The sequence below is a fragment of the Mycolicibacterium chlorophenolicum genome (genome assembly GCF_001044235.1).
Lineage (GTDB): Bacteria > Actinomycetota > Actinomycetes > Mycobacteriales > Mycobacteriaceae > Mycobacterium > Mycobacterium chlorophenolicum.
In genome coordinates this window covers 206450-227186 of the sequence record NZ_JYNL01000030.1, presented here as the reverse complement: position 1 = coordinate 227186, position 20737 = coordinate 206450, and the positions used below count along the sequence as shown (strand labels likewise).

Genomic DNA, 20737 nt, shown 5'->3' with positions numbered 1-20737 from the left:
GTGACGTGTCGAGTCAGGCAGCCGAGCCGGGAGGTCGAATGCAGCGCACAATGCTCGGAGGAAAAATCCACCGAGCCACGGTGACCCAAGCGGATCTGCACTACGTAGGGTCCATCACCATCGACGCGGACCTGATGTCGGCCGCCGGCATCTGCGACGGCGAGCAGGTCCATGTGGTCGACATCAGCACGGGCGCCCGGTTGGTCACCTATGCCATCACCGGAGCCGCCCGATCGGGCGTCATCGGCATCAACGGTGCGGCCGCACATCTGGTCTCGCCGGGCAACCTGGTCATCATCATGTCGTTCCTCACCCTCGACGAGGCCGAACGAGCAGCGCACCGCCCCAAGGTGGTCCACGTGGACTCCGCGAACCGGATCGTCGCCGTGGGATCCGACCCGTCGCAGCCCGTGCCGGGGGCGGTCGACCAGATGGCGGGAGCCTGATGAGCTCCAACGGACATCACCGTGTCCTCGATGTCGTGGGGGTGGGCTTCGGTCCGTCGAACCTGGCGCTGGCCGTCGCCCTCCATGAACACAACCAGCGCGCAGGCGTGCCGCTGAGCGCGGAGTTCGTCGAACTCAAGCCCGAGTTCGGCTGGCACACCGGAATGCTCATTCCCGGCGCCACCATGCAGATTTCGTTCCTCAAAGACCTCGTCACGCAACGTAATCCGACGAGTGACTTCACGTTCTTGAACTACCTGACCGAACGCGGCCGGCTGACCGAGTTCATCAACTACAAGACGTTCTTCCCCACCCGCCTCGAGTTCCACGACTACCTCACCTGGGCTGCCGAGAAGGTGGCCGCCTCCGTCCGCTTCGGATCGCGCGTCACGTCCGTCTGCGACGTGGACGGACTCTTCCGGGTCGAGGTCGAGGGGGCGCAGGCGGGGGTACTGCTCACCCGCAACGTCGTGATCGCCGGTGGGCTGCAACCCCGCCTACCGCCGGGAGTCGTGAGGTCGGCGCGCCAGATCCACAATCACGGCTTGCTCCACGACCTGGAGCGCCTGCCGAGTCGACGCCACAACCGATTCGTGGTCGTGGGCGCCGGGCAGAGCGCCGCCGAGGTCTGCGCCTATCTCCACGATCTGCCCTCGGTCGAGGTGCACGGCGTCTTCGCCAAGTACGGGTACAGCCCGGCAGACGACAGCCCCTTCGCCAACCGGGTTTTCGATCCCGACGCCGTCGACGACTTCTACGCCGCCGAACCCGGGGTGCGGCGACAGCTGCTGAACTACCACCGCAGCACCAACTACTCCGCCGTCGACCTCCCACTGATCGAAGATCTCTATGCCCGTGAGTACGCCGAACGGGTTGCCGAACGCAGGAGACTCTTCCTACGGGGCGCGTCGAGCATCTGCGCGACCACCGAGCGCGAGGACGGCATCGAGGTCGACATCCTGCACCACCCCACCGGTGACATCGACCGGATCGAGTGCGACGCCGTCATCTACGCCACCGGCTTCGCACCCGCGTCGTTGCGCGCCATCCTGGGCGATCTGCACGCGCGGCTGGTGTACCAGGACGGTCAGCCCGTCGTGTCCCGCGACTACCGCCTGACCACCGATCCACCGACGGCGGGATCGCTCTACATCCAGGGCAACACCGAACACACCCACGGGCTCACGTCGTCGCTGCTGTCGAATATCGCGGTGCGCAGCGGCGAGATCGTGGGGTCGATCGCCGCGAGCAGGTCCGCGATGGCGCACGAGAAGGTCGGGGCGCCCGCTCACTCGTAGTTGAGATCGTCCACACCGAATGCGCGCGTGGAGAAATCGATTTGTGCGGCCGGGTTGGCGATCGCCGTCGTCATCCCCGAACCGAAGGCGCCCAGGCGGTCGAACAGCGTCGCGGTGCCGACCGCGATGCCGTCGGCGGCGTGGTGGGAGTCGGCCTGGATGCCGACCCACTCGTCGACCGGCAGACGGGACAGCGCCACGGTCAGGTCGCCGTTGATGTAGCCGACGCCCGCGGTGCCGAGGTTGGTGACCAGACTGGTCGCCTCCGCCACCATCGCCGCCCGGACGAACGGCGAGTTGGGTTCGTCGGCGACGACGCGGATCCCGTCGTTGAAGAACCGCTTCCGGGAGTCGTTCTGATGCTCGGCGGGCGATCGGGTCCAGCCGACGGCATCGCTTCCGACGAACGGCAGCACCGAGTCGTCGGGCGCTGGCGGCTCGGCAAAGACGGTGTCCGACCGCCACAATCGGCCCGGGGGCGGTGCGGAGCGGCGATACTGCACCAAGCTCGCCCGCGCCACCGCCCGGCCCTCCTGCACCACGTCGCATTCCGCGCTGTGCACCCGCCGGCCGTCACGGATCACCCTGACCACGAGCGTGGTGTGCAGCTTGCGCGCCGCGCGGAACAGGTCAACGGTCAGCCGGGCCGGATGGAAGTCCGCGGAGCCGCAGCTGATCTGAAGCTGCCGCGCGACGAGCCCGACGATCGCGGGGCCGTTGAGGTGGTCCTGACCCCAGTGGCTCCGCGCGAATCGCGTCGGGTTGAAACCGCCGTCGTCGACGGTGAAGTGCGCGGCGTGTGCCACCGGTTGTCCCTTCTACGACATCAGTCGGCTTGCGCCGCTTCCTCTTCGATGACCCGCTCGCCGGGATCCTCGCGCCGGCTACTGCGGTCGCGCAGGATGAACGCCGCCACCGCGAGCACGAGCACCACCCCGCCCAGCACGCCGATCTCCACGACGGCACGGGAGAACTCCGGGCCCTTGGGGAGCAACGTCGCCGCCTCCACGGACAGCACCACGATCTCCTTGATGCCGGCGAGCATGCCGACGATGAGGAACGGTTCGACCACGATCTCGTGCGACCGCAGCGACGTCCGCACCGCGTAGAGCAACTCGACGAAGATGAAGATCAGCAACAGGCCGTCGAGGATCTCGAGCATGATCGTGTTCGTGGGCGTGTTGCGTAGCCGCAGCATCGTGTTGAACTGACTGACCAGCAGCGCCGCGGACCCGACGACGAGCATCACCGCGATGGCCCAGTAGATGATGTCCTCGAGCACACTGAGGATGCGGTCGGCGAGGCGCTGGCGTTCTTCCTGCCCCTCGCCGTCGGTCTGAGATGCCATGCCGCCGCCCGTCAGCGGTTGAGCTGCCAGATGCGGGTCGACAGCGCCGTCGCGAAGGTGCACCACAGCGGATAGGCCGACAGTGCCGCTCCGGCAACGGGATTCACCGCTGCGGCACGTCGCGCCAGATCGGCGCTGCTGATCGCCAGCGCCCCGGCCACCACCGACGCGGGGCCCAACTGACGGCGGTTGAAGAAGATCCAGCTCCAGCCGGCGTTGAGCGCCAGGTTCGCGGCCAGCGCCCGGGTGTAGGCCTGCGCCGCAGCGGTCTCGCCGCGGTCGTTGAGGGTGTCGATCGTCGACGCCGACACGACGGCGATGTCGGTGTAGAGGATGTTCCATGCGATCGGGAAGGCCTGCTTCGGCGGTTGGAAGCCCGGCTTGTTCAGCCGTCGGTACCAGGCCGACTGGACAGCGGGCGCGGTCGCCAGCCCGCCGAGCGCGGCAGCGGTGAACGCGGCCCCGGCGGTCTTGGCGAGAGTCAGCAGGCGCATCAGTGATCCCTTCCGCCGACGGGTCAGGGCCGCCGGACCTGTTCAGTCTGCTACGCCGAGGCGCGGGCGGGTACCGGTTGGGCGGCGGCCGACTCGACCGGACCATCTCGGTTCGCGATGATCCTGGGGTGACCGACATCGACTACGCGACACACACCCCCGACGGCAGGCCCCGAGCGCGGGGACTCGGCATCGAGTTCACGGGCACGCCCGGGCCGCTCAACGCGCTGACCGACGTCGCCGGGGTCGAAGTCGGGGTGACGACGCTGATCGAGGGCGACGGTCCCCTCGTCGTCGGGCAGGGACCGGTGCGCACCGGGGTGACCGCGATCCTGCCGCGCGGCAGGTCCGGTGTCGGCGCGCCGTGCGCCGCGGGCTGGTACTCGCTGAACGGAAACGGCGAGATGACCGGCACCACCTGGATCGACGAGGTCGGGTCCTTCAACACCCCTGTGGTGCTGTCCAACACGCACGCCGTCGGGGCCTGCCACACCGGCGTGGTCCGGTGGGTGAACACCGTGGCGCCCCGGCTGGCCCGGCAATGGCTGCTGCCGGTGTGCGCCGAGACCTGGGACGGCTACCTCAACGACATCAACGGCGATCACGTCCGCCCCGAGCACGTCGAGGCGGCGCTCGACGCGGCGACCGGCGGGCCCGTCGCCGAGGGTTCCGTCGGCGGCGGCACCGGGATGAACTGTTACGACTTCAAGGGCGGCAACGGCACCGCATCGCGCCGGGTCCCGTACGGCTCGCGCACCTTCACCGTCGCCGCGTTCGTCCAGGCCAACTTCGGATCGCGGGCCGAACTGACCGTCGCCGGCCACCGCGTGGGCGCCCGACTGCTGGACGACAACCCGCTCGACGGCGACTGGTTCGCCCGTGACCTCGCCGGCGCACCGCCGGGAGCGGGCTCGGTGATCGCCGTCGTCGCCACCGACGCGCCTCTGTTGCCCGGGCAGTGCACGGCGCTGGCCCGCCGCGTCCCGCTCGGTCTGGCCCGCACCGGCACCACCGGCAGCCACTTCTCCGGCGACATCTTCCTCGCGTTCTCCACCGCCGACGTACCGGCGCTGGCGAGCGCGTTCCCGCTGGGCCCCGTCGGCGACGACGAACTCGGCTCCATCAGTTTCGTGCCGTGGGGGCGGATGGATCCGCTGTACGCCGCGGTCGTGCAGAGCGTGGAGGAGGCCGTCCTGAACGCGCTGATCGTCAACGACGAGATGACCGGCCGCGACGGTCACCGGTCGCCGCGGCTTCCCCTCGACCGGTTGTCGGCGCTGCTGGGCGAGACGCCATAATCGACCGGAATCATCAAGACGGGCTAACGATCGGAGCGGGCGTGGCAGTGAAGCAGCCCCGCCTGCTGGTCGTCGGCCTCAGCGTGGTGGTGCTGACCGTCGCGGTCCTGCAGACCGCGGTGGTCCCGGTGCTCGGCGTGATCGCCGACCAACTCGGCGCCTCGACGGTCGCGGTCAGCTGGGCGGTCACCGCGAACCTGCTGGCCGCCGCGGCCGCCACCCCGCTGATCGGCCGGCTCGCCGACCTGCACCGCAAGAAGCGGGTGCTGCTGACGGTTCTCGCCGTGGTCCTGGCCGGGTCGCTGCTGGCGGCGACGACGGCGTCACTGCCCCTGTTGATCGTCGCGCGGGTGCTGCAGGCCGCGTCGTTCGCGCTGTACCCCATCAGCATCGCGATCCTGCGCGAGGAACTGCCCGAGAACCGGATGAGCTCGGCGATGGCGGTGCTCTCCGGGACGTTGGGCTTCGGGGGCGGCACCGGTCTGGTCGTGGTCGGGCTGCTGATGAGTGGCGACGCCGGATACCACCGGGTGTTCTGGCTGACCACCGGCTTCACCGTGCTGGTCATCGCGATCGTGATGGCCGTGGTCCCGGACCGGCCCCGCTCGGCCGAGGGATCGATCGACTGGTTGGGCGCGCTGGGCCTGGCCGCAGGACTGTCCGCCCTTCTGCTGTCGATCACGCAGGGACACTCGTGGGGCTGGGCCTCGCCCCGGACGCTGGCCTGCCTCGTCGGCGGCGTCCTGATCCTGGCCGGCTGGTGGAGGTGGGAGCGCCGCGCCGCCCAGCCGCTGGTGTCGACCGCGATGCTCGCGCGGCGATCGATGCTGCTCACCAACATCGCGACGATCTTCGTCGGTATGGGCCTGTACTTCGCGTTCCTCGGTCTGACCCAGTTCGTGCAGATGCCGCGCGACCCCGCCGATCCCGACGGGTACGGCTTCGGCGCGACCGTGCTGCAGGCCTCGGTGGTCTACCTGCTGCCCGGCGCCCTCACCGGCTTCGTCATCGCGCTCGTCAGCGGCCGCTTCATCGACCGGTTCGGCGCCCGACCCGTCCTGGTGGTCGCGGCCATGGCCGGGATCGTCGGCTTCACGATGGCGGCGTTCATCCACTCCGCGCCGTGGCAGGTGATCACCGCCAGCGTGCTGGCCAACGCGTACATCAGCCTCGGTTACGGCGCGCTGCCCGCGCTGGTCGTCGGCGACAGTGACGCCGGCGAGACCGGGGTGGCCACCGGCATGAACGCCATCGCGCGCACCGTGGGCAGCTCGACCGCGGCGGCCGTGGTCGCGGTGCTGCTCGGCCGCACCACAGCGGCCGGCGTGCCGATCGAGAGCAGCTTCGTCACGATCTTCCTCGCCGGTGCGGTGACCGCGCTGCTCGCGATGGTGCTGATCGCGCTGTCCCGGCCGCGCCGGGACAGCGCGGAATCCGCCGAGGCGCGCTACGAATCGCGCGCGATGAACCACGAGTGGGGCTGATCCGCGGCTAGGTCCTCACTGCAGTTCGGCGAGGTTGCACACCGACCGGCGCACGTCGCCCTTGATGACCCGGGCCACCACGCTGCCCACCGGCGTGCTCAGCAGGCCACCGGACAGGTCCGCGACGACACGGAACGACGAGCCGCCCTCGTGACCCTCGGGTTCGACCTGCAGTGTCAGCGAGATGCACACCCCGCCGCGCCCGTTGCCCAGCAGTTCGATCTCTTTGGGTTCGTCGTAGCGGGTGACGCGCCAGTGGATGACGTTGCGGAACCCCTTGACCTTGATCAACGACGACACCTGGGTGTCGACGTCGATCTCGTCGGGCACCGGGCTCTTCCAGCCCCCGAAGATCGTCAGCCATTCGTCGAACCGGCCCAGATCCGAAGCCAGCGACCATGCGCGCTCGGGGGTCAACTTCGAGGTCACTGACACGTCGACTGCCGCCATGGCCTTCCACTACCCCACCGACTCGGATCGGTAAACGACGACGAAGCCCACAGATCGGCTGCAGACTTGTACAGAATGCGAAATCCACCAGCCGACCGGGCTCCGGCCAGGCCGGGGTGACCCGCGTCCAACAGGCCGGATTCTCGCGGATTCACGCCATCGATGACCCGTTCGGCAAAGGATTCCATTGTCGAAATGTAAATTCGTTGCGGAATCGCTTGCGCAGGGCCGCGCAATCCGCGAAGGTTTACCCACGGCCACGACGGCTGATGTTCGAGGAGGATCCGCCCTGACCGGCACACACACCACCGCTGCAGACCAGACTTCTGGGTCGCAGGGACACGAGACCGCCAAAGCCAAGGGCGGCCCCGTCATCGAGATCGACCACGTCACGAAACGCTTCGGGGACTACGTCGCCGTCGCCGACGCCGACTTCACCATCGCCCAGGGAGAGTTCTTCTCCATGCTGGGCCCCTCGGGGTGCGGCAAGACGACCACGCTGCGGATGATCGCGGGTTTCGAGACCCCGACCGAAGGCGCGATCCGCCTCGAAGGCCGCGACGTGTCCAAGACCCCGCCCAACAAGCGCAACGTCAACACGGTGTTCCAGCACTACGCGCTGTTCCCGCACATGACCGTGTGGGACAACGTCGCGTACGGACCGCGCAGCGCCAAGAAGGACAAGGCCGAGGTGCGCAAGCGCGTCGACGAGCTGCTCGAGATCGTGCGGCTGACCGACTTCGCCGAGCGCAAGCCCGCCCAGCTGTCCGGCGGACAGCAGCAGCGCGTCGCGCTGGCCCGGGCGCTGGTGAACTACCCCAGCGCGCTGCTTCTCGACGAGCCGCTCGGTGCGCTGGACCTCAAGCTGCGCCACGCGATGCAGTTCGAGCTCAAGCGCATCCAGCGCGAGGTGGGGATCACGTTCATCTACGTGACCCACGACCAGGAGGAAGCGCTGACGATGAGTGACCGCATCGCGGTCATGAACGCCGGCAACGTCGACCAGATCGGCAGCCCGACCGAGATCTACGACCGCCCGGCGACGGTGTTCGTGGCCAGCTTCATCGGGCAGGCCAACCTGTGGGCGGGGCGGCAGACCGGTCGGGTCAACCGCGACTACGTCGAGATCGACGTGCTGGGCTCCACCCTCAAGGCACGCCCCGGTGAGACCACGATCGAATCCGGTGGGCACGCGACGCTGATGGTCCGGCCCGAGCGGGTGCGGGTGTCGATGGACGCCCCCGCCGGCGATGTCGCCGCGGTGCGCGCCACCGTGAAGGACCTGACCTTCCAGGGTCCGGTGCTGCGGGTCTCGCTGGCCGCTCCCGACGAGTCCACCGTGATCGCGCACGTCGGACCGGAGCAGGACCTTCCGATGCTGCGGCCCGGCGATCAGGTCTACGTCGGATGGGCGCCCGATGCGTCGCTGGTGCTGCCCGGCGACGACATTCCCACCACCGAGGATCTCGAGGAGATGCTCGACGATTCGTAGATCGTCCCCTTCGGGCCGACGACGCCCGCGCGACCCCATTCCCCCTCTTTGGAGCCGACGAAAGGCACGCCTCGCCATGTCCCGTGAGATCGATCCCCACCTGCTGGCCCGACTGACCGCCAACCGCACCTCGCGGCGCCGCTTCATCGGAGGCAGCGCCGCGGCCGCCGCCGCGCTCGGCCTGGGCTCGTCGTTCCTGGCCGCCTGCGGTGGCTCCGACAGCAACACCGCGAGCTCGAGCAGCCAGGACAGCGGTCCCGCGAGCGGCACGCTGCGGATCTCGAACTGGCCGCTCTACATGGCCGACGGTTTCGTCGCCGCCTTCCAGACGGCCTCGGGTATCACCGTCGACTACAAGGAAGACCTCAACGACAACGAGCAGTGGTTCGCCAAGGTCAAGGAGCCGCTGTCGCGTAAGCAGGACATCGGTGCCGATCTGGCGGTGCCGACGTCGTTCATGGCGGTGCGGCTGCATCAGCTGGGCTGGCTCAACGACATCAGCGACGAGGGTGTGCCGAACAAGAAGAACATCCGTCCCGACCTGCTCGAGGCCAGCGTCGATCCGGGCCGCAAGTTCACCGCCCCGTACATGTCCGGTCTCGTCGGCCTGGCCTACAACCGGGCGGCCACCGGCCGCGACATCAAGAGCATCAACGACCTGTGGGATCCCGCGTTCAAGGGCCGGGTCAGCCTGTTCTCCGACGCGCAGGACGGCCTGGGCATGATCATGCTGTCGCAGGGCAACTCGCCGGAGAACCCGACCACCGAGAGCGTGCAGAAGGCCGTCGACCTGGTTCGCGAGCAGAACGACAAGGGCCAGATCCGCCGCTTCACCGGCAACGACTACGCCGACGACCTCGCCGCCGGCAACATCGCTGTGGCACAGGCGTATTCGGGTGACGTGGTGCAGTTGCAGGCCGACAACCCCGATCTGCAGTTCGTCGTCCCGGATTCGGGCGCGACGACGTTCGTCGACACCATGGTGATCCCCTACACCACGCAGAACCAGAAGGCCGCCGAGGCGTGGATCAACTACGTCTACGACCGCGCGAACTACGCGAAGCTGGTGGCGTTCGTGCAGTACGTGCCGGTGCTCTCGGACATGACCGAGGAATTGGAGAAGGTGGACCCGGCCGCGGCCAAGAACCCGTTGATCAACCCGTCCAAGGAAACGCTGGCCAACTCCAAGGGCTGGGCGGCCCTCACCGACGAGCAGACGCAGGAGTACAACACCGCGTACGCCGCCGTCACCGGCGGCTGATCACATGGCCGGTGTCGCGTCCAGCAGTCGGCAACGGAGCAAGATCGCTCCGTACCTCATGGTGTTGCCGGCGCTGCTGTATCTGGTGATCTTCTTCGTCGTGCCGTTCTATTCGCTGGCGCGCACGTCCCTGTCGGAGATGGGCGGGTCGGTGTTCATGCCGACCCTGCAGTTCGGCTGGAACTTCGGCAATTTCGGCGACGCCTTCGTGCTGTACAAAGACCAGATCTTCCGGTCGTTCGGGTACGCGTTCGTGGCCACGATCCTGTGCCTGCTGCTGGCGTTCCCACTGGCCTACGTGATCGCCTTCAAGGCGGGCAGATACAAGAACCTGATCCTCGGCCTGGTGATCCTGCCGTTCTTCGTGACGTTCCTGATCCGCACCATCGCGTGGAAGACGATCCTCGCCGACGAGGGGTGGGTGGTCGGTGCGCTGAACTCCGTCGGTCTGCTTCCCAGCGAGGGACGCTTGCTGTCGACGAGCTGGGCGGTGATCGGCGGCCTGACCTACAACTGGATCATCTTCATGATCCTGCCGCTCTACGTCAGTCTCGAGAAGATCGATCCACGGCTGCTCGAGGCGTCCAAAGATCTGTACTCGACCGCCGGTCGCAGCTTCCGCAAGGTGATCCTGCCACTGTCGATGCCGGGCGTGCTCGCCGGCAGCATGCTCGTGTTCATCCCTGCCGTCGGCGATTTCATCAACGCCGACTACCTGGGCAGCACGCAGACCACCATGATCGGCAACGTGATCCAGAAACAGTTCCTCGTCGTCAAGGACTACCCCGCGGCGGCTGCCCTGAGCCTGGGACTGATGGTCATCATCCTCATCGGGGTGCTGCTCTACACCAGAGCGCTGGGGACGGAGGACCTGGTATGACGACCCAGGCCGGCGCCGCGGTCGCCACCGCCGCGCAGCAGACACCGAAGCCGAAAACCGTGAAGGCGCGCCGTAATTGGGGCGATGTCCTGTTGCGCATCGTGGCCGGGCTGGTGCTGCTCTACCTGTTCCTGCCGATCTTCGTGATCATCCTGTTCTCGTTCAACAAGCCCGCGGGCAAGTTCAATTACAGCTGGCAGGGCTTCACCCTGAACAACTGGGCGCACCCCTTCAAATACCCGGCGCTGACCGAGGCGCTCAAGCTCAGCCTCAACGTCGCCGCCGTGTCGACGGCGGTCGCCCTTGTGCTCGGCACCCTGGTCGCCATCGCCCTCGTGCGTCAGCGCTGGCGGGGTCAGGGGGCGGTGGACACCTTCCTGGTGCTGCCGCTGACCGCACCCGAGGTGGTGATGGGCGCCGCGCTGCTGACCCTCTTCCTCGACCTCGGCTGGGCGGCGGGCTACACCACGATCCTGCTGTCGCACATCGCTTTCGAGGTCAGCTTCATCGCGATGACGGTGCGCGCCCGGGTGCGCGGGTTCGACTGGACGTTGGAGGACGCCTCGCTGGATCTGGGCGCCGGCCCCGCGCGCACCTTCTTCAAGGTGACGCTGCCGCTGATCGTGCCGGGAATCGTCGCCGCGGCGATGCTGTCGTTCGCGCTGTCGCTCGACGACTTCATCATCACCTACTTCGTCAGCGGATCGACCGTCACCTACCCGCTGTACGTGAACGCGGCGGTCAAGGCCGCGGTGCCGCCTCAGATCAACGTGTTGGCGACCGCGATCCTGCTGATCAGCCTGGCCCTGCTCGCGGTCGGAACCCTGTACCGCCGCAAGCGGATCGAGGTCTGAGCCTCAGTCGGCGCCGGAACCGGCGTCGACACGCACCCGCACCGTCACGCGGCCGCGGTCGTCGCGCTCGGCCACCGCGTGGCCGGTGCGGTCCGCACCGCCGAAGTCGGTCAGCGTCAGCGGTCCGCCGTCGCCGGTGAAATTGCGCCACCACGTCTTCTGATCCGGCGCCATCACCCGGATGACGACGTCGTCACCGGAACGCTGGTAGTTCACCGGCGTCTGGAACGTCTGATGCGAGCGTCTGCCCGTGTAGCGGATCACCACCATGCTGCGCCGCACCAACGGACCGACCACCGGGGCGTGGATGAGACGCGCCGCACCGGAGTTGACGAAGCCCACCACCGGCGAGCCGAAGATTCCTCTGCCCATGGGTGTCAGGTTAGTGCCGCCGGTCGGCTCAGCCCACCTCCAGTGGGATGGGTTTGGCGCGGGCGCCGGTGCGGGCCGCTCCGACCCCGGCCGCGACCACGAACGCGATGCCGAACACGCCGAGCGGCCCGGGCACCTGGTGCAGGATCAGCAGCCCGAGGAGCATCGCCAGCGCCGGCTCGAGACTCATCAGGGTGCCGAAGGCGGCGGCGGTGAGCCGGCGCAGTGCCAGGAGTTCCAGCGCGAACGGCACCACGGGCAGCAGGATCGCCAAGCCGACGCCGATGAGCAGGATCTGCGGGGTCATCCGGTCGATGACGACCGGGCCGACGACCGCGGTGGCGACGAGACCGGCCACCGGCATGGAGACCGCGAGGCCGGCGATGCCGGACACCTGGTCCCCCACCTTCTGGGTGAGCAGGATGTAGCCGCCCCAGCACACCGCCGCGCCGAGCGCATAGCCGACGCCGACGAGATCCACGGTGCCGCTCCACGGCTGGGTCAGCAACAGCACACCGACGCCCGCCAGGCCGGGCCAGAGCCACCGGCCGCGACCGTGGCCGCGGGCGACGGCGACCGACAGCGGTCCGAGGAACTCCAGCGCGCTGGCCGTGCCGAGCGGGATGCGGCTCAGCGCGGCCATGAACAGCAGGGTGATCGCCGCGGTGACGACACCGAGCAGCACGCACATCAGAAAAGATCGTCGGGTGAACGCCGTTCGTCGCGGCCGGACCAGCAGGAGCAGCAGCACCCCGGCCCACGCGAGGCGCAGCCACGCCACCCCCTCGACGCCGATGTCGTCGATCAGCGTGACCGCGATCGCCAGCCCCAGTTGCACGCACACCATGGATCCGACCGCCATCAAGGCGCCGGTACGTGCCCGATCTGATGTCACTCCTGCATTCAACGGGACAGCGACCGTTGCGGTCCACGTGATTTCGGCGGATATACCGTTCGTAGATCGCGAACGGTCGATGAAGTGACTTTCGACTCTGACGCCGGGGCGCCCGGGGCGCGCACGATCACAGCCTGCGGGACCGAAAGGAGCCGGGCGATGAAGGCTCACACAGGTGACTGGTTGGTGCTCAAAGGGACCCATGTCGATCAGGCTGATCAGCGTGGGCTGATCACCGAGGTGCACGGCGCCGACGGTGCGCCGCCCTACGTGGTGCGGTGGCTCGCCACCGACCACGTCGCCACGGTGATCCCCGGTCCCGACGCGGTCGTCGTCACGGCCGCCGAGCAGGAAGCCGCCGACGAGAAAGCGCGGTCGAAATTCGCCCGCACCCCGGTCCCGCACGACGCGCGGACAGACTGAGCGCGCCGGACATGGCCGCCAACGTGACCGTGATCGTCGTCGTGGTCCTCGCCGCGGCACTGTTGCTGCTGGCCTCGGCCGTCCGGGTGGTGAAGCAGTACGAGCGGGGTGTGCACTTTCGGCTGGGCAGGGTCATCGGCGTCCGCGAACCCGGACTCCGACTGATCATCCCCGTGATCGACCGACTTCTGCGGGTCTCCCTGCGCATCGTGACCCTGCCGGTTCAGTCCCAAGGGATCATCACGCGCGACAACGTCAGCGTCGACATCGCGGCAGTGGCCTACTTCCGGGTGGTCGACGCGCGAAAATCGGTCGTCGTCATCGAGAACGTCGCCGCCGCGATCGATCAGATCGCTCAGACGACACTGCGCAACGTCGTGGGCCAACATTCTCTCGACGAGACGCTCTCGGAGACCTCGGTCATCAACGCCAGCATCCGCCGGATCCTCGACACCACCACCCTGGAGTGGGGTGTCGAAGTCACCCTGGTGGAACTCAAGGACATCCGGCTACCGGACACCATGAAGCGCGCGATGGCCCGCGAAGCCGAGGCTGAACGCGAGAAGCGAGCCAAGATCATTGCCGCAGAGGGCGAAGCACGGGCAGCCGCCGCCCTCGGCGATGCCTCCGACACGATGATGGCCCACCCCCTGGCGCTGCAGCTGCGCAACCTGCAGACGCTCCTCGAACTCGGCGTGGAGAAGAACACCACGGTGATCTTCCCCGCCCCGCTGATGACCGCGATCAACGAGGTAGCCGCCTTCCTGGCACGCGAATCTGCGGCCACCACGTCCGCTCGGTTCGCGGAAAACGCCATCCCCGCAGAGCTTTCCGTCTCGTAACGCGCGGGCAGGCGACTTTCTCAGCTCTCCGCGCCGAGCACCTTGTCCACGAAGGCGTGCACGGTGCGCCGCAACTCCTCGACCCGCTGTGCACGGATGGCTTCCAGATCGGTGCCGCGGTGATAGGCGGGCGGCAGCTGCCGGACATTGCGGGAGCATCCGAAATTCGCGCAGATCAACGTGCCGACGGTGTCGCCCTTCCGGCCTGCCGCACCGCCGCGGCGCGCCGCGTAGAGCACCGCCTCGTCAGCGAGGTTCACGTCGTTGCACCACGTGCACATGGCTCGTCCCCGCGGCGTGCGCGCGGCGCGGTTCAGCAGCAGCGCCACCGGTCCGTCAGGCCGGTCGACCACGAGATAGGCCCGGCGCGGGATCTTCGGGTCGGCCCAGCCGTAGTACTCCAATCTGCTGAAGTCGACGGTGTCGAAGTCCGCGGCGAAGGTGACCTTCTTGACCTCGCTGCGGGTGGCGCCGTGGAAGGCGCCGAGAATCTGCGTACGGGTGTGGGAGTCCATGGGGTGAAACCATCCTGAACAGGGACGCACCGCAGTGCGTCCGGGTGAGTGAGGGTATGACGGCGCCGCCGGCCCGGGGGGTCGGCGACGGGGCGCGGTCATCTGATGTCGGCGCGAGCGCCGACGACCTCCTCGACTCGGATGTTCACGGCGTCCACCATAGCGAGCGTGGCCGCGCTCGGCGAGGCCATTTCCGGGCTCATCAGAAAACGTTGTCCGACAACGGTTTCCAATCCCGCGACACCGAGGCGCTCCAGCGCGGCGCACGCCTTTCGAGGAACGCGGCCACACCTTCGCGGGCGTCGGCGCCGCCCATCACCCGCCTGTGCAGTTCGGTCTCCAACCACGCCACCCGGCGCGCGCTGTACCCCTCGGTCATCGCGTCCCACAGCAGTCGCTTGCTCAACGCCGCCGACATCGGGGCGACGTTGACGGCGATGTCGCGCGCGGTCGCCATTGCGGCGTCGAGCACCTCACCCGCGGGCAGCGCACGCGTCGCGACGCCCATCGTCACCGCCTCCCGGCCGTCGAACGTCCGGCCGGTCAGCAAGAGGTCGGCGGCGACCGCGCCGCCCACCAGCCGGGGCAGGGTCCAGTGCGCCATGCAGTCCGGCAGCACGCCGCGACGGACCTGTACCACCGCGTATTTCGCGTCGGCCGCGACGATTCGGATGTCGGTCTGCAGCGCGATCGTCAATCCGATCCCGATCGCGTGACCGTTGACGGCGGCGATCACCGGGGTGCGCAACTCGAAGGCCGCCGGGTCGATCGGCGACGCGGTGAACGTGTCGCCGGGCGCGCCGAACGGCTCACCGTCGGAGATGTCGGCACCGGCACAGAACGCGTCGCCCGCGCCGGTCAGCACGATCGCGCGCACCGCGTCGTCGTCGTCGCAACGCCGGTAGGCCTCGTTGAGCAGCGCACCCATCGGCGCGGTGTAGGCGTTGCGCCGGTGTGGACGGTTCAGCGTCACCAGTGCGACCCCGTCGCTGACGGAGACGACGACGTCGGTCATGCCGGCGAATCTACCGCCGGCGTTCCTCGGAGCTCAGCTGTTCGCCGGCGCGGACTCGTAGGAGCAGATGGCATCGACCTTGCCTGCGGACGCGCTCTGCGGGTCGAATTCGTAGCCGAGCCACTCGCTGGCGAGCCGGCGGGCCAATTCGAGCCCGACGACACGCTGTCCGAAGCACAGCACCTGAGCATTGTTCGAGAGCACCGACCGCTCCACGGAGAAGCTGTCGTGGGCGGTGACCGCGCGGATACCGGGAACCTTGTTGGCGCTGATGGCCACTCCGAGCCCGGTACCGCAGACGAGCAGTGCGCGGTCGGCCTTGCCCTCGGCGATCATGCGCGCCGCCGCGACAGCGACGTGCGGATAGGCGGTGTTCTCGTCGGCGGTCACGCCGACGTCGGTGACCTCGGCCACCCGATCGTCGCCGAGGAGATCATTCTTGAGCGCTTCCTTGTACTCGAACCCGGCGTCGTCGGAGCCGACGACGATGCGCAGACCTGCCATGGCGGGTCACTCCCCTTTCGTGGTTGTCGGGGTGGACGTGAACGTGTCGGCGACCGTGCGCAGGCACATCGCCAGCGAGGTGGCCCCGGCGTCGGGGGTCCCGACGCTGCGCTCGGCGAGCGGACGCGCCCGGCCCACCTTGGGCCGCATGTCGGCGGTGGCCGCCGCGGCCTCGGCGGCGACCTCGGCCGCCGCCCGCCACGCGTCCTGCCACGACGCGCCGTCGGCCACCCGGCGCTCGAAATCGTCGACGAAGGGCAACAGGGCGTCGAGCATGGTCTTGTCACCCGGGGCTGCACCGCCGAGAGACACCAACGCGTCGTAGCCGTCCCGCATTCCAGCCGCCACGGTCTGGTCGTCGGGGCGGCCGGTGTCACCGACGCGCGCACCGAGCGCCGCCAGCAGCGCGCCCCACAGCACGCCGGAGGTGCCGCCCGCCTTGGCCGCCCAGTCCTTGCCCGCCTCGGCGAGCACCGAGCCCTGTCCGCCACCGGCGGCCACCGCCCGCTCGGCGGCCACGCGCGCCGCCGACGACCCCTTCACCATGCCCCGGCCGTGATCACCGTCGCCGGCGACCGCGTCGATGCGACCCAGCTCGTCCTCGGCGTCGGCGAGCATGCCGGCCATCGCGTCCAGCGCCCGGGCGACCAGCCGGGCGCCGCGGCGCCCCTGCTCGTCGGAGAGTTCGTCCAACGCCGGGGACGACGCCCCGGCCTCCAGCTCCTCGGCGCTACGGCGTTCGCCGGTGGCGCCCGTGTCCGCGGCGGCGCCCTTGCGGTACGCGGGCGTGTCCGCCGGCGCCGTCCAGTAGCGCTCCAGCTCCTCGTCGAGCCACATCACCGTCAGCGAGCAGCCGGCCATGTCCAGGCTCGTGACGAGCTCACCCACCTCGGGCTCGATGATCTCGTAGCCCCGCTCGCGGAGCAGCCGCGCCACGGTGCCCCAGACCACGAACAGTTCCTCGTACTTGGTGCGGCCCAGCCCGTTCAGGATGACCGCGAGACGGGTGGACTCAGCGTCGGGCCGATCGGCGAGCACGCCGTCGACGAGTGTGTGCGCAAGCGCCTCGGCGGTGGGCATGGGCTCGTCGGCGACACCGGGCTCCCCGTGGATGCCCAAGCCCACGCCCATCTGCCCCTCCGGCACGGTGAACAGCGGATGGTCGGCGCCGGGCATCGTGCACCCGTCGAACGCGACCCCCAGCGTGCGGGTCGCCGCGTTGGAGGCTTCGGCGACCCGGACCACCCCGGCGAGATCGAGACCTTCTTCGGCGGCGGCGCTGGCGCACTTGAACACCGTGAAATCGCCTGCGATGCCGCGTCTTTTGTCTTCTTCCCCGCGCGGTGCGCTCGCGATGTCGTCGGTGACGGCGAAGTAGTGGGCGTCGATCCCCTCGCCGCGCAGCTGCGTCACCGCCAAACCGAAGTTCATCACGTCGCCGGCGTAGTTACCGGTGGTGAGCAGCACACCGGCGTCCCCGTGCGCGGCCCGGGCCACCGATGCCGCCTCCTCGGCCGACGGCGAGGTGAAGATGTTCCCGACGACGGCGCCGTCGGCGAACCCGGGTCCGACCGTTCCGCAGAACGCCGGATAGTGACCCGAGCCGCCGCCGATGACGACGGCCACCTTGCCCGGCCGGGTGCGGTGGGCGCGGACGACGCCGCCGGGCACCCCGGCGACATACCGCGCATTCGCGTCGAGGAAGCCGGTGAGCATGTCCTCGGTGAAACGGGCCGGATCGTTGTACAGCTTGGTCATCGAAGGCGCTCCCCGGAGTCTTTGTCGAACAGGTATACCCGCTCTGGCGCGGCGGTCACCGTCACCTGCTGCTCCGGCTCGTAGGTCTGCTCGGCCGGCGTCTGGACCACGATGCCCTCCTCGATCCCGGCCACCGTACTCGTCGCCAGGCCGAATTCGAGCAGATGCTCGAAGTACGCGACGGTGGCCTCGATCCCGTCACCGCCGCGGGCGCTCAGCGCGCAGTCCTGTGGCCGGATCCCGACCGTGACGTGCGTGCCGTCGGCCACCCCCGTCACCGCGGTCTCGAGAGAGCCTGCACCGGAGCCGATCTCGACCCGGGCCCGGCCACTGTCGACCCGGACCACCCCGGGCAGGACATTGATCTGCGGTTCGCCGACGAACCCGGCGACGAACAGGTTGGCCGGGTCGTCGAACACCTCGTCGGGCGTGCCGAACTGCTGCACCACCCCGCCGTCCATGACGGCGAGCCGGTCGGCCAGCGACAGCGCCTCGACCTGATCGTGGGTGACGACGATCGTGGTGTAGCCGAATTCGCGCTGCAGCACCTTCAATTCGCGGCGCACCCGGTTGCGCGCCGACGCGTCGAGATGGCTCAGCGGCTCGTCGAGCAGCAGCACCGGTGGGTTGCGCACCAGCGCGCGGGCCAGTGCGACGCGCTGCTTCTGGCCGCTGGACAACCCTGCGGGCCGCAGGTCGAGCAGGTCGTTCATCTCCAACCGGTCGCTGATGGAGGCGACCATCTGCTCGGCGCCCTTGACCTTGCGCGCCTTCAGCCCGTAGAGCAGGTTGTCCCGCACCGACAGCGGCGGGTACAGCGCGTAGCTCTCGAACCCGACCCCGACTTCACGCTTGGCCGCGGGCAACTGAGAGATCTCCCGGTCGCCGATCTTGATGGAGCCGCTGGTGACCGTCTCCAATCCGGCGATCATCCGCAGCGTCGTGGTCTTGCCGCAGCCCGACGGGCCGAGCAGCGCCACCAACTCCCCCGGTTCGATGTCGAGGTCGATGCCCTTGACCGCGGTCACCGCATCCCGGCCGCGGGACGCGTACGTCTTGACCAGATCCCGCAGCGTCAGGCTCTGCGCGGTCTGCTGTGCCGTCTTCTCGGTCGCGACGCTCACTGCACTGCCTCCAGGGTCTGGTCACTGAGCCGGCTGGTGTCACCCTCGCCCGGCGTGAACACGTGGACATCGGATTCGGCGATGCGCATCGTGACCGTGTCGCCCTCGCCGACGCCGTGCCGGCCGGAGGTCAGCGCGATCAGTTGCGCGCCGCCGACGTCCACGGTGAGCTCGATGTTGCGGCCGAGCCGCTCGGCGAGGAGCACCCGGCCCCGCAGCGATCCTTCGCGGGACGTGACGTGAATATCGGAGGGGCGCAACCCCACCCGCACACGGTCGCCGCGCCGGCACGGCACGTCGGCCGGAACCGGGACGTCGAGCGAGCCGTCGCCGAGGCGGATGCGGCCGTCGTCGACCACGCCGTCGAGCAGGTTGATCTCCGGCTGTCCGAGGGCTCGCGCGACGAACGTGTCGGCGGGCCGGCGCCAGATCTCCTCGGGCGTGCCGATCTGCATCAGCCGCCCTTCCCGCATCACCGCGATGCGGTCGCCGAGCGCCAGCGCTTCCTGGTAGTCGTGCGTGACGTAGATCGTCGTCGTGTTCGACATCGCGCCGAGTTGCTTGAGCTCGGCGCGCATCGCCGCGCGCAGCTTGGCGTCGAGGTGGCTCAGCGGCTCGTCGAGCAGGTAGACATCCGCGGGGCGGACCAGGACGCGACCGAGCGCCACCCGCTGGCGCTGACCGTTCGAGAGCTCCTTGGGCAGCCGGTTCTTGAGTTGGTCGATCCCCAGCGTCGTGGTGACCTGATCGATCCGCTTGGCCTGCTCGGCATCCGAGTACTTGCCGGTCCGGCCGGATTTCAGCGGTGAGGCCAGGTTCTCGGCCACCGTCTTCTGCGGATACAGCGCGTAGCTCTCGAAGGCCATCGCGACGTTGCGGTGATACGGCTCGACCGCGGTCATGTCGACCCCGCCGATCGACACCGCACCGGAGTCGACGTCGACCAGACCGGCGATCGACTTGAGCGTCGTGGTCTTGCCGGCCCCGCTGGGGCCGAGGATGACGAAGAACTCGCCGTCGGCGATGTCGAGCGAGACATCGTCGACCGCCGTGACGTTCTTGCCGTAGGTCTTGCGGATGTTGGTGACCGTTACCGTGGCCATCAGGCTTTCACCGCCCCGAATGACAGGCCCCGCACCAGGTATCGCTGAATGGTCAGTGCGAGGACGAGTGGTGGCAGCGCGGCGATGAGGGCCGCGGCGGCCGTGAGGTTGTAGTACGCCTGCCCGCCACCGCCGAGGAACTTCGTGATGGCGACGGTCACCGTGCCGGCATTGCTGTCGGCCAGGATGAGCGGGAAGACGTAGTTGTTCCAGGCGAAGATGAACGCCAGCAGCGCGGCCGCCGCGATGCCGGGACGCACGATCGGCAGCGCCACCATCAGGAAGGCGCGCCGGCGCGTGTAGCCGTCCAGCAGCGCCGCCTGTTCGAGATCCTCGGGCAGATCCTGGAAGTACGACCGCAGGATCCACACCACCAGCGGCATGGTGACCAACTGCAGCACCCAGATCATCCCGACCTTGGTGTCGAACAGACCGATCTGGTTGTAGATCACGAACAGCGGCACGATCACCATCAGCTCCGGCGCGAACCGGAACGACAGCATCTGGAACATCAGATCGTTGCTGCCCCTGTACTGCCAACGGCCGGCGGCGTAGGCGGCGGGGATACCGATCACCAGCGACACGATCACTGCCCCGCCACAGTTGAGCAGGCTGGTCAGCAGCGAGGCCTTGAAGTCGACGCTGGTCATCTGAGTGCCCTTGTCGGACACCACCGTGGCGAAGTTCGACCACGTCGGGCTGAACGAGAAATAGGTGGTGGTCTGCTGCTCGGCGTTCTTCAGCGCCAGCATCAGCATCCAGAAGATCGGGAACAGCGAGAACACGAACCACAGGACCAGGCCGACGTCGGCGGCGACGGCGCCGATGGACCAGCGCCGCTGGCCGGGTTGCAGTTCTGCGCGGGACAGGTTGAGTGCCAT

Annotated in this window: 23 protein-coding genes; 10 read left to right on the top strand and 13 right to left on the bottom strand. The window is 68.7% G+C overall.

The features are described from left to right. Positions 1-38: 38 nt before the first annotated feature. Together panD and MCHLDSM_RS15860 are read left to right on the top strand one after the other, a co-directional pair. Positions 39-446: an aspartate 1-decarboxylase gene (panD, locus tag MCHLDSM_RS15865; RefSeq protein ID WP_048470955.1), complete on the top strand. Its 408-nt coding sequence runs from the start codon at positions 39-41 to the stop codon at positions 444-446. Beyond that, positions 446-1744 carry a lysine N(6)-hydroxylase/L-ornithine N(5)-oxygenase family protein gene (locus tag MCHLDSM_RS15860; RefSeq protein WP_048470954.1) on the top strand — a complete coding sequence of 433 codons (1299 nt, stop codon included), beginning with the start codon at positions 446-448 and terminating at the stop codon, positions 1742-1744. The genes panD and MCHLDSM_RS15860 overlap by 1 nt, the downstream gene beginning before the upstream one ends. Here the strand turns inward: MCHLDSM_RS15860 and MCHLDSM_RS15855 are convergent. The 3 genes from MCHLDSM_RS15855 to MCHLDSM_RS15845 are packed head-to-tail and all read right to left on the bottom strand — an operon-like array spanning position 1735 to position 3586. After that, a complete protein-coding gene (locus MCHLDSM_RS15855; protein WP_048470953.1) occupies positions 1735-2550 on the bottom strand; it encodes an acyl-CoA thioesterase domain-containing protein in 816 nt (271 codons plus the stop codon). The genes MCHLDSM_RS15860 and MCHLDSM_RS15855 overlap by 10 nt on opposite strands. A gap of 20 nt (positions 2551-2570) precedes the next feature. Next, positions 2571-3092, bottom strand: coding sequence for a phosphate-starvation-inducible PsiE family protein (locus MCHLDSM_RS15850; protein WP_048470952.1), 522 nt, complete (start codon positions 3090-3092; stop codon positions 2571-2573). A gap of 11 nt (positions 3093-3103) precedes the next feature. Beyond that, a complete protein-coding gene (locus tag MCHLDSM_RS15845) occupies positions 3104-3586 on the bottom strand; it encodes a TspO/MBR family protein (protein WP_048470951.1) in 483 nt (160 codons plus the stop codon). Between the two features lie 128 nt (positions 3587-3714). Between MCHLDSM_RS15845 and MCHLDSM_RS15840 the strand changes: the two genes are divergently transcribed. Both MCHLDSM_RS15840 and MCHLDSM_RS15835 read left to right on the top strand, forming a co-directional pair. After that, positions 3715-4884 (top strand): DmpA family aminopeptidase, encoded by a 1170-nt coding sequence (locus tag MCHLDSM_RS15840; RefSeq protein WP_048470950.1) that lies wholly within the window; start codon positions 3715-3717, stop codon positions 4882-4884. A 41-nt stretch (positions 4885-4925) separates the two neighbouring features. Further along, positions 4926-6368, top strand: coding sequence for an MFS transporter (locus tag MCHLDSM_RS15835; protein ID WP_082168904.1), 1443 nt, complete (start codon positions 4926-4928; stop codon positions 6366-6368). 15 nt (positions 6369-6383) lie between these two features. On the opposite strand, the gene MCHLDSM_RS15830 is transcribed toward MCHLDSM_RS15835, so the two are convergent. Beyond that, positions 6384-6818, bottom strand: coding sequence for a type II toxin-antitoxin system Rv0910 family toxin (locus MCHLDSM_RS15830; protein ID WP_048470949.1), 435 nt, complete (start codon positions 6816-6818; stop codon positions 6384-6386). 373 nt (positions 6819-7191) lie between these two features. Between MCHLDSM_RS15830 and MCHLDSM_RS15825 the strand changes: the two genes are divergently transcribed. From MCHLDSM_RS15825 to MCHLDSM_RS15810, 4 genes are all read left to right on the top strand, one after another. Next, a complete protein-coding gene (locus tag MCHLDSM_RS15825) occupies positions 7192-8310 on the top strand; it encodes an ABC transporter ATP-binding protein (protein WP_048419101.1) in 1119 nt (372 codons plus the stop codon). Positions 8311-8386: 76 nt separating this feature from the next. After that, complete coding sequence (locus MCHLDSM_RS15820; protein ID WP_048470948.1) at positions 8387-9571, top strand: polyamine ABC transporter substrate-binding protein; 1185 nt, start codon at positions 8387-8389, stop codon at positions 9569-9571. 4 nt (positions 9572-9575) lie between these two features. Next, positions 9576-10451 (top strand): ABC transporter permease, encoded by an 876-nt coding sequence (locus MCHLDSM_RS15815; RefSeq protein WP_048470947.1) that lies wholly within the window; start codon positions 9576-9578, stop codon positions 10449-10451. Beyond that, complete coding sequence (locus tag MCHLDSM_RS15810; protein ID WP_048470946.1) at positions 10448-11305, top strand: ABC transporter permease; 858 nt, start codon at positions 10448-10450, stop codon at positions 11303-11305. Before MCHLDSM_RS15815 ends, MCHLDSM_RS15810 begins: the two co-directional genes overlap by 4 nt. Positions 11306-11308: 3 nt before the next feature. Here the strand turns inward: MCHLDSM_RS15810 and MCHLDSM_RS15805 are convergent, their stop codons facing one another. Together MCHLDSM_RS15805 and MCHLDSM_RS15800 are read right to left on the bottom strand one after the other, a co-directional pair. Further along, entirely contained in the window at positions 11309-11677 is a 369-nt protein-coding gene (locus MCHLDSM_RS15805) for a hypothetical protein (RefSeq protein ID WP_048470945.1), read from the bottom strand. A gap of 28 nt (positions 11678-11705) precedes the next feature. Continuing rightward, positions 11706-12539 carry an EamA family transporter gene (locus tag MCHLDSM_RS15800; protein WP_048470944.1) on the bottom strand — a complete coding sequence of 278 codons (834 nt, stop codon included), beginning with the start codon at positions 12537-12539 and terminating at the stop codon, positions 11706-11708. A 192-nt stretch (positions 12540-12731) separates the two neighbouring features. On the opposite strand from MCHLDSM_RS15800, the gene MCHLDSM_RS15795 reads away from it, so the two are divergent. After that, positions 12732-12995 (top strand): DUF1918 domain-containing protein, encoded by a 264-nt coding sequence (locus MCHLDSM_RS15795; protein WP_048470943.1) that lies wholly within the window; start codon positions 12732-12734, stop codon positions 12993-12995. A gap of 11 nt (positions 12996-13006) precedes the next feature. Then, positions 13007-13837 (top strand): slipin family protein, encoded by an 831-nt coding sequence (locus MCHLDSM_RS15790; RefSeq protein ID WP_174545813.1) that lies wholly within the window; start codon positions 13007-13009, stop codon positions 13835-13837. A gap of 20 nt (positions 13838-13857) precedes the next feature. On the opposite strand, the gene MCHLDSM_RS15785 is transcribed toward MCHLDSM_RS15790, so the two are convergent. The 7 genes from MCHLDSM_RS15785 to MCHLDSM_RS15755 all read right to left on the bottom strand — a co-directional run bounded on the left by MCHLDSM_RS15785 (position 13858) and on the right by MCHLDSM_RS15755 (position 20737). Then, on the bottom strand, positions 13858-14352 hold the full coding sequence (locus MCHLDSM_RS15785) for an FBP domain-containing protein (RefSeq protein ID WP_048470942.1): 495 nt from the start codon (positions 14350-14352) through the stop codon (positions 13858-13860). 202 nt (positions 14353-14554) lie between these two features. After that, on the bottom strand, positions 14555-15367 hold the full coding sequence (locus MCHLDSM_RS15780) for an enoyl-CoA hydratase/isomerase family protein (protein WP_048470941.1): 813 nt from the start codon (positions 15365-15367) through the stop codon (positions 14555-14557). A 33-nt stretch (positions 15368-15400) separates the two neighbouring features. Next, on the bottom strand, positions 15401-15871 hold the full coding sequence (locus tag MCHLDSM_RS15775; RefSeq protein ID WP_048470940.1) for a ribose-5-phosphate isomerase: 471 nt from the start codon (positions 15869-15871) through the stop codon (positions 15401-15403). 6 nt (positions 15872-15877) lie between these two features. Continuing rightward, complete coding sequence (gene derK / locus MCHLDSM_RS15770; RefSeq protein ID WP_048470939.1) at positions 15878-17629, bottom strand: D-erythrulose 4-kinase; 1752 nt, start codon at positions 17627-17629, stop codon at positions 15878-15880. After that, positions 17626-18753 (bottom strand): ABC transporter ATP-binding protein, encoded by a 1128-nt coding sequence (locus MCHLDSM_RS15765; protein ID WP_048470938.1) that lies wholly within the window; start codon positions 18751-18753, stop codon positions 17626-17628. Before MCHLDSM_RS15765 ends, derK begins: the two co-directional genes overlap by 4 nt. Beyond that, entirely contained in the window at positions 18750-19856 is a 1107-nt protein-coding gene (locus MCHLDSM_RS15760) for an ABC transporter ATP-binding protein (RefSeq protein ID WP_048470937.1), read from the bottom strand. Before MCHLDSM_RS15760 ends, MCHLDSM_RS15765 begins: the two co-directional genes overlap by 4 nt. Then, a complete protein-coding gene (locus MCHLDSM_RS15755) occupies positions 19856-20737 on the bottom strand; it encodes a carbohydrate ABC transporter permease (RefSeq protein WP_048470936.1) in 882 nt (293 codons plus the stop codon). The genes MCHLDSM_RS15760 and MCHLDSM_RS15755 overlap by 1 nt, the downstream gene beginning before the upstream one ends.

Excerpts from the sequence above, each read along its gene's own strand:
- panD (WP_048470955.1), top strand. The coding sequence starts at position 39 with ATGCAGCGCACAATGCTCGGAGGAAAAATCCACCGAGCCACGGTGACC.
- MCHLDSM_RS15860 (WP_048470954.1), top strand. The coding sequence starts at position 446 with ATGAGCTCCAACGGACATCACCGTGTCCTCGATGTCGTGGGGGTGGGC.
- MCHLDSM_RS15850 (WP_048470952.1), bottom strand. The coding sequence starts at position 3,092 with ATGGCATCTCAGACCGACGGCGAGGGGCAGGAAGAACGCCAGCGCCTC.
- MCHLDSM_RS15845 (WP_048470951.1), bottom strand. The coding sequence starts at position 3,586 with ATGCGCCTGCTGACTCTCGCCAAGACCGCCGGGGCCGCGTTCACCGCT.
- MCHLDSM_RS15830 (WP_048470949.1), bottom strand. The coding sequence starts at position 6,818 with ATGGCGGCAGTCGACGTGTCAGTGACCTCGAAGTTGACCCCCGAGCGC.
- MCHLDSM_RS15820 (WP_048470948.1), top strand. The coding sequence starts at position 8,387 with ATGTCCCGTGAGATCGATCCCCACCTGCTGGCCCGACTGACCGCCAAC.
- MCHLDSM_RS15815 (WP_048470947.1), top strand. The coding sequence starts at position 9,576 with ATGGCCGGTGTCGCGTCCAGCAGTCGGCAACGGAGCAAGATCGCTCCG.
- MCHLDSM_RS15810 (WP_048470946.1), top strand. The coding sequence starts at position 10,448 with ATGACGACCCAGGCCGGCGCCGCGGTCGCCACCGCCGCGCAGCAGACA.
- MCHLDSM_RS15805 (WP_048470945.1), bottom strand. The coding sequence starts at position 11,677 with ATGGGCAGAGGAATCTTCGGCTCGCCGGTGGTGGGCTTCGTCAACTCC.
- MCHLDSM_RS15800 (WP_048470944.1), bottom strand. The coding sequence starts at position 12,539 with ATGGCGGTCGGATCCATGGTGTGCGTGCAACTGGGGCTGGCGATCGCG.
- MCHLDSM_RS15795 (WP_048470943.1), top strand. The coding sequence starts at position 12,732 with ATGAAGGCTCACACAGGTGACTGGTTGGTGCTCAAAGGGACCCATGTC.
- MCHLDSM_RS15790 (WP_174545813.1), top strand. The coding sequence starts at position 13,007 with ATGGCCGCCAACGTGACCGTGATCGTCGTCGTGGTCCTCGCCGCGGCA.
- MCHLDSM_RS15785 (WP_048470942.1), bottom strand. The coding sequence starts at position 14,352 with ATGGACTCCCACACCCGTACGCAGATTCTCGGCGCCTTCCACGGCGCC.
- MCHLDSM_RS15780 (WP_048470941.1), bottom strand. The coding sequence starts at position 15,367 with ATGACCGACGTCGTCGTCTCCGTCAGCGACGGGGTCGCACTGGTGACG.
- MCHLDSM_RS15775 (WP_048470940.1), bottom strand. The coding sequence starts at position 15,871 with ATGGCAGGTCTGCGCATCGTCGTCGGCTCCGACGACGCCGGGTTCGAG.
- derK (WP_048470939.1), bottom strand. The coding sequence starts at position 17,629 with ATGACCAAGCTGTACAACGATCCGGCCCGTTTCACCGAGGACATGCTC.
- MCHLDSM_RS15760 (WP_048470937.1), bottom strand. The coding sequence starts at position 19,856 with ATGGCCACGGTAACGGTCACCAACATCCGCAAGACCTACGGCAAGAAC.
- MCHLDSM_RS15755 (WP_048470936.1), bottom strand. The coding sequence starts at position 20,737 with ATGGCACTCAACCTGTCCCGCGCAGAACTGCAACCCGGCCAGCGGCGC.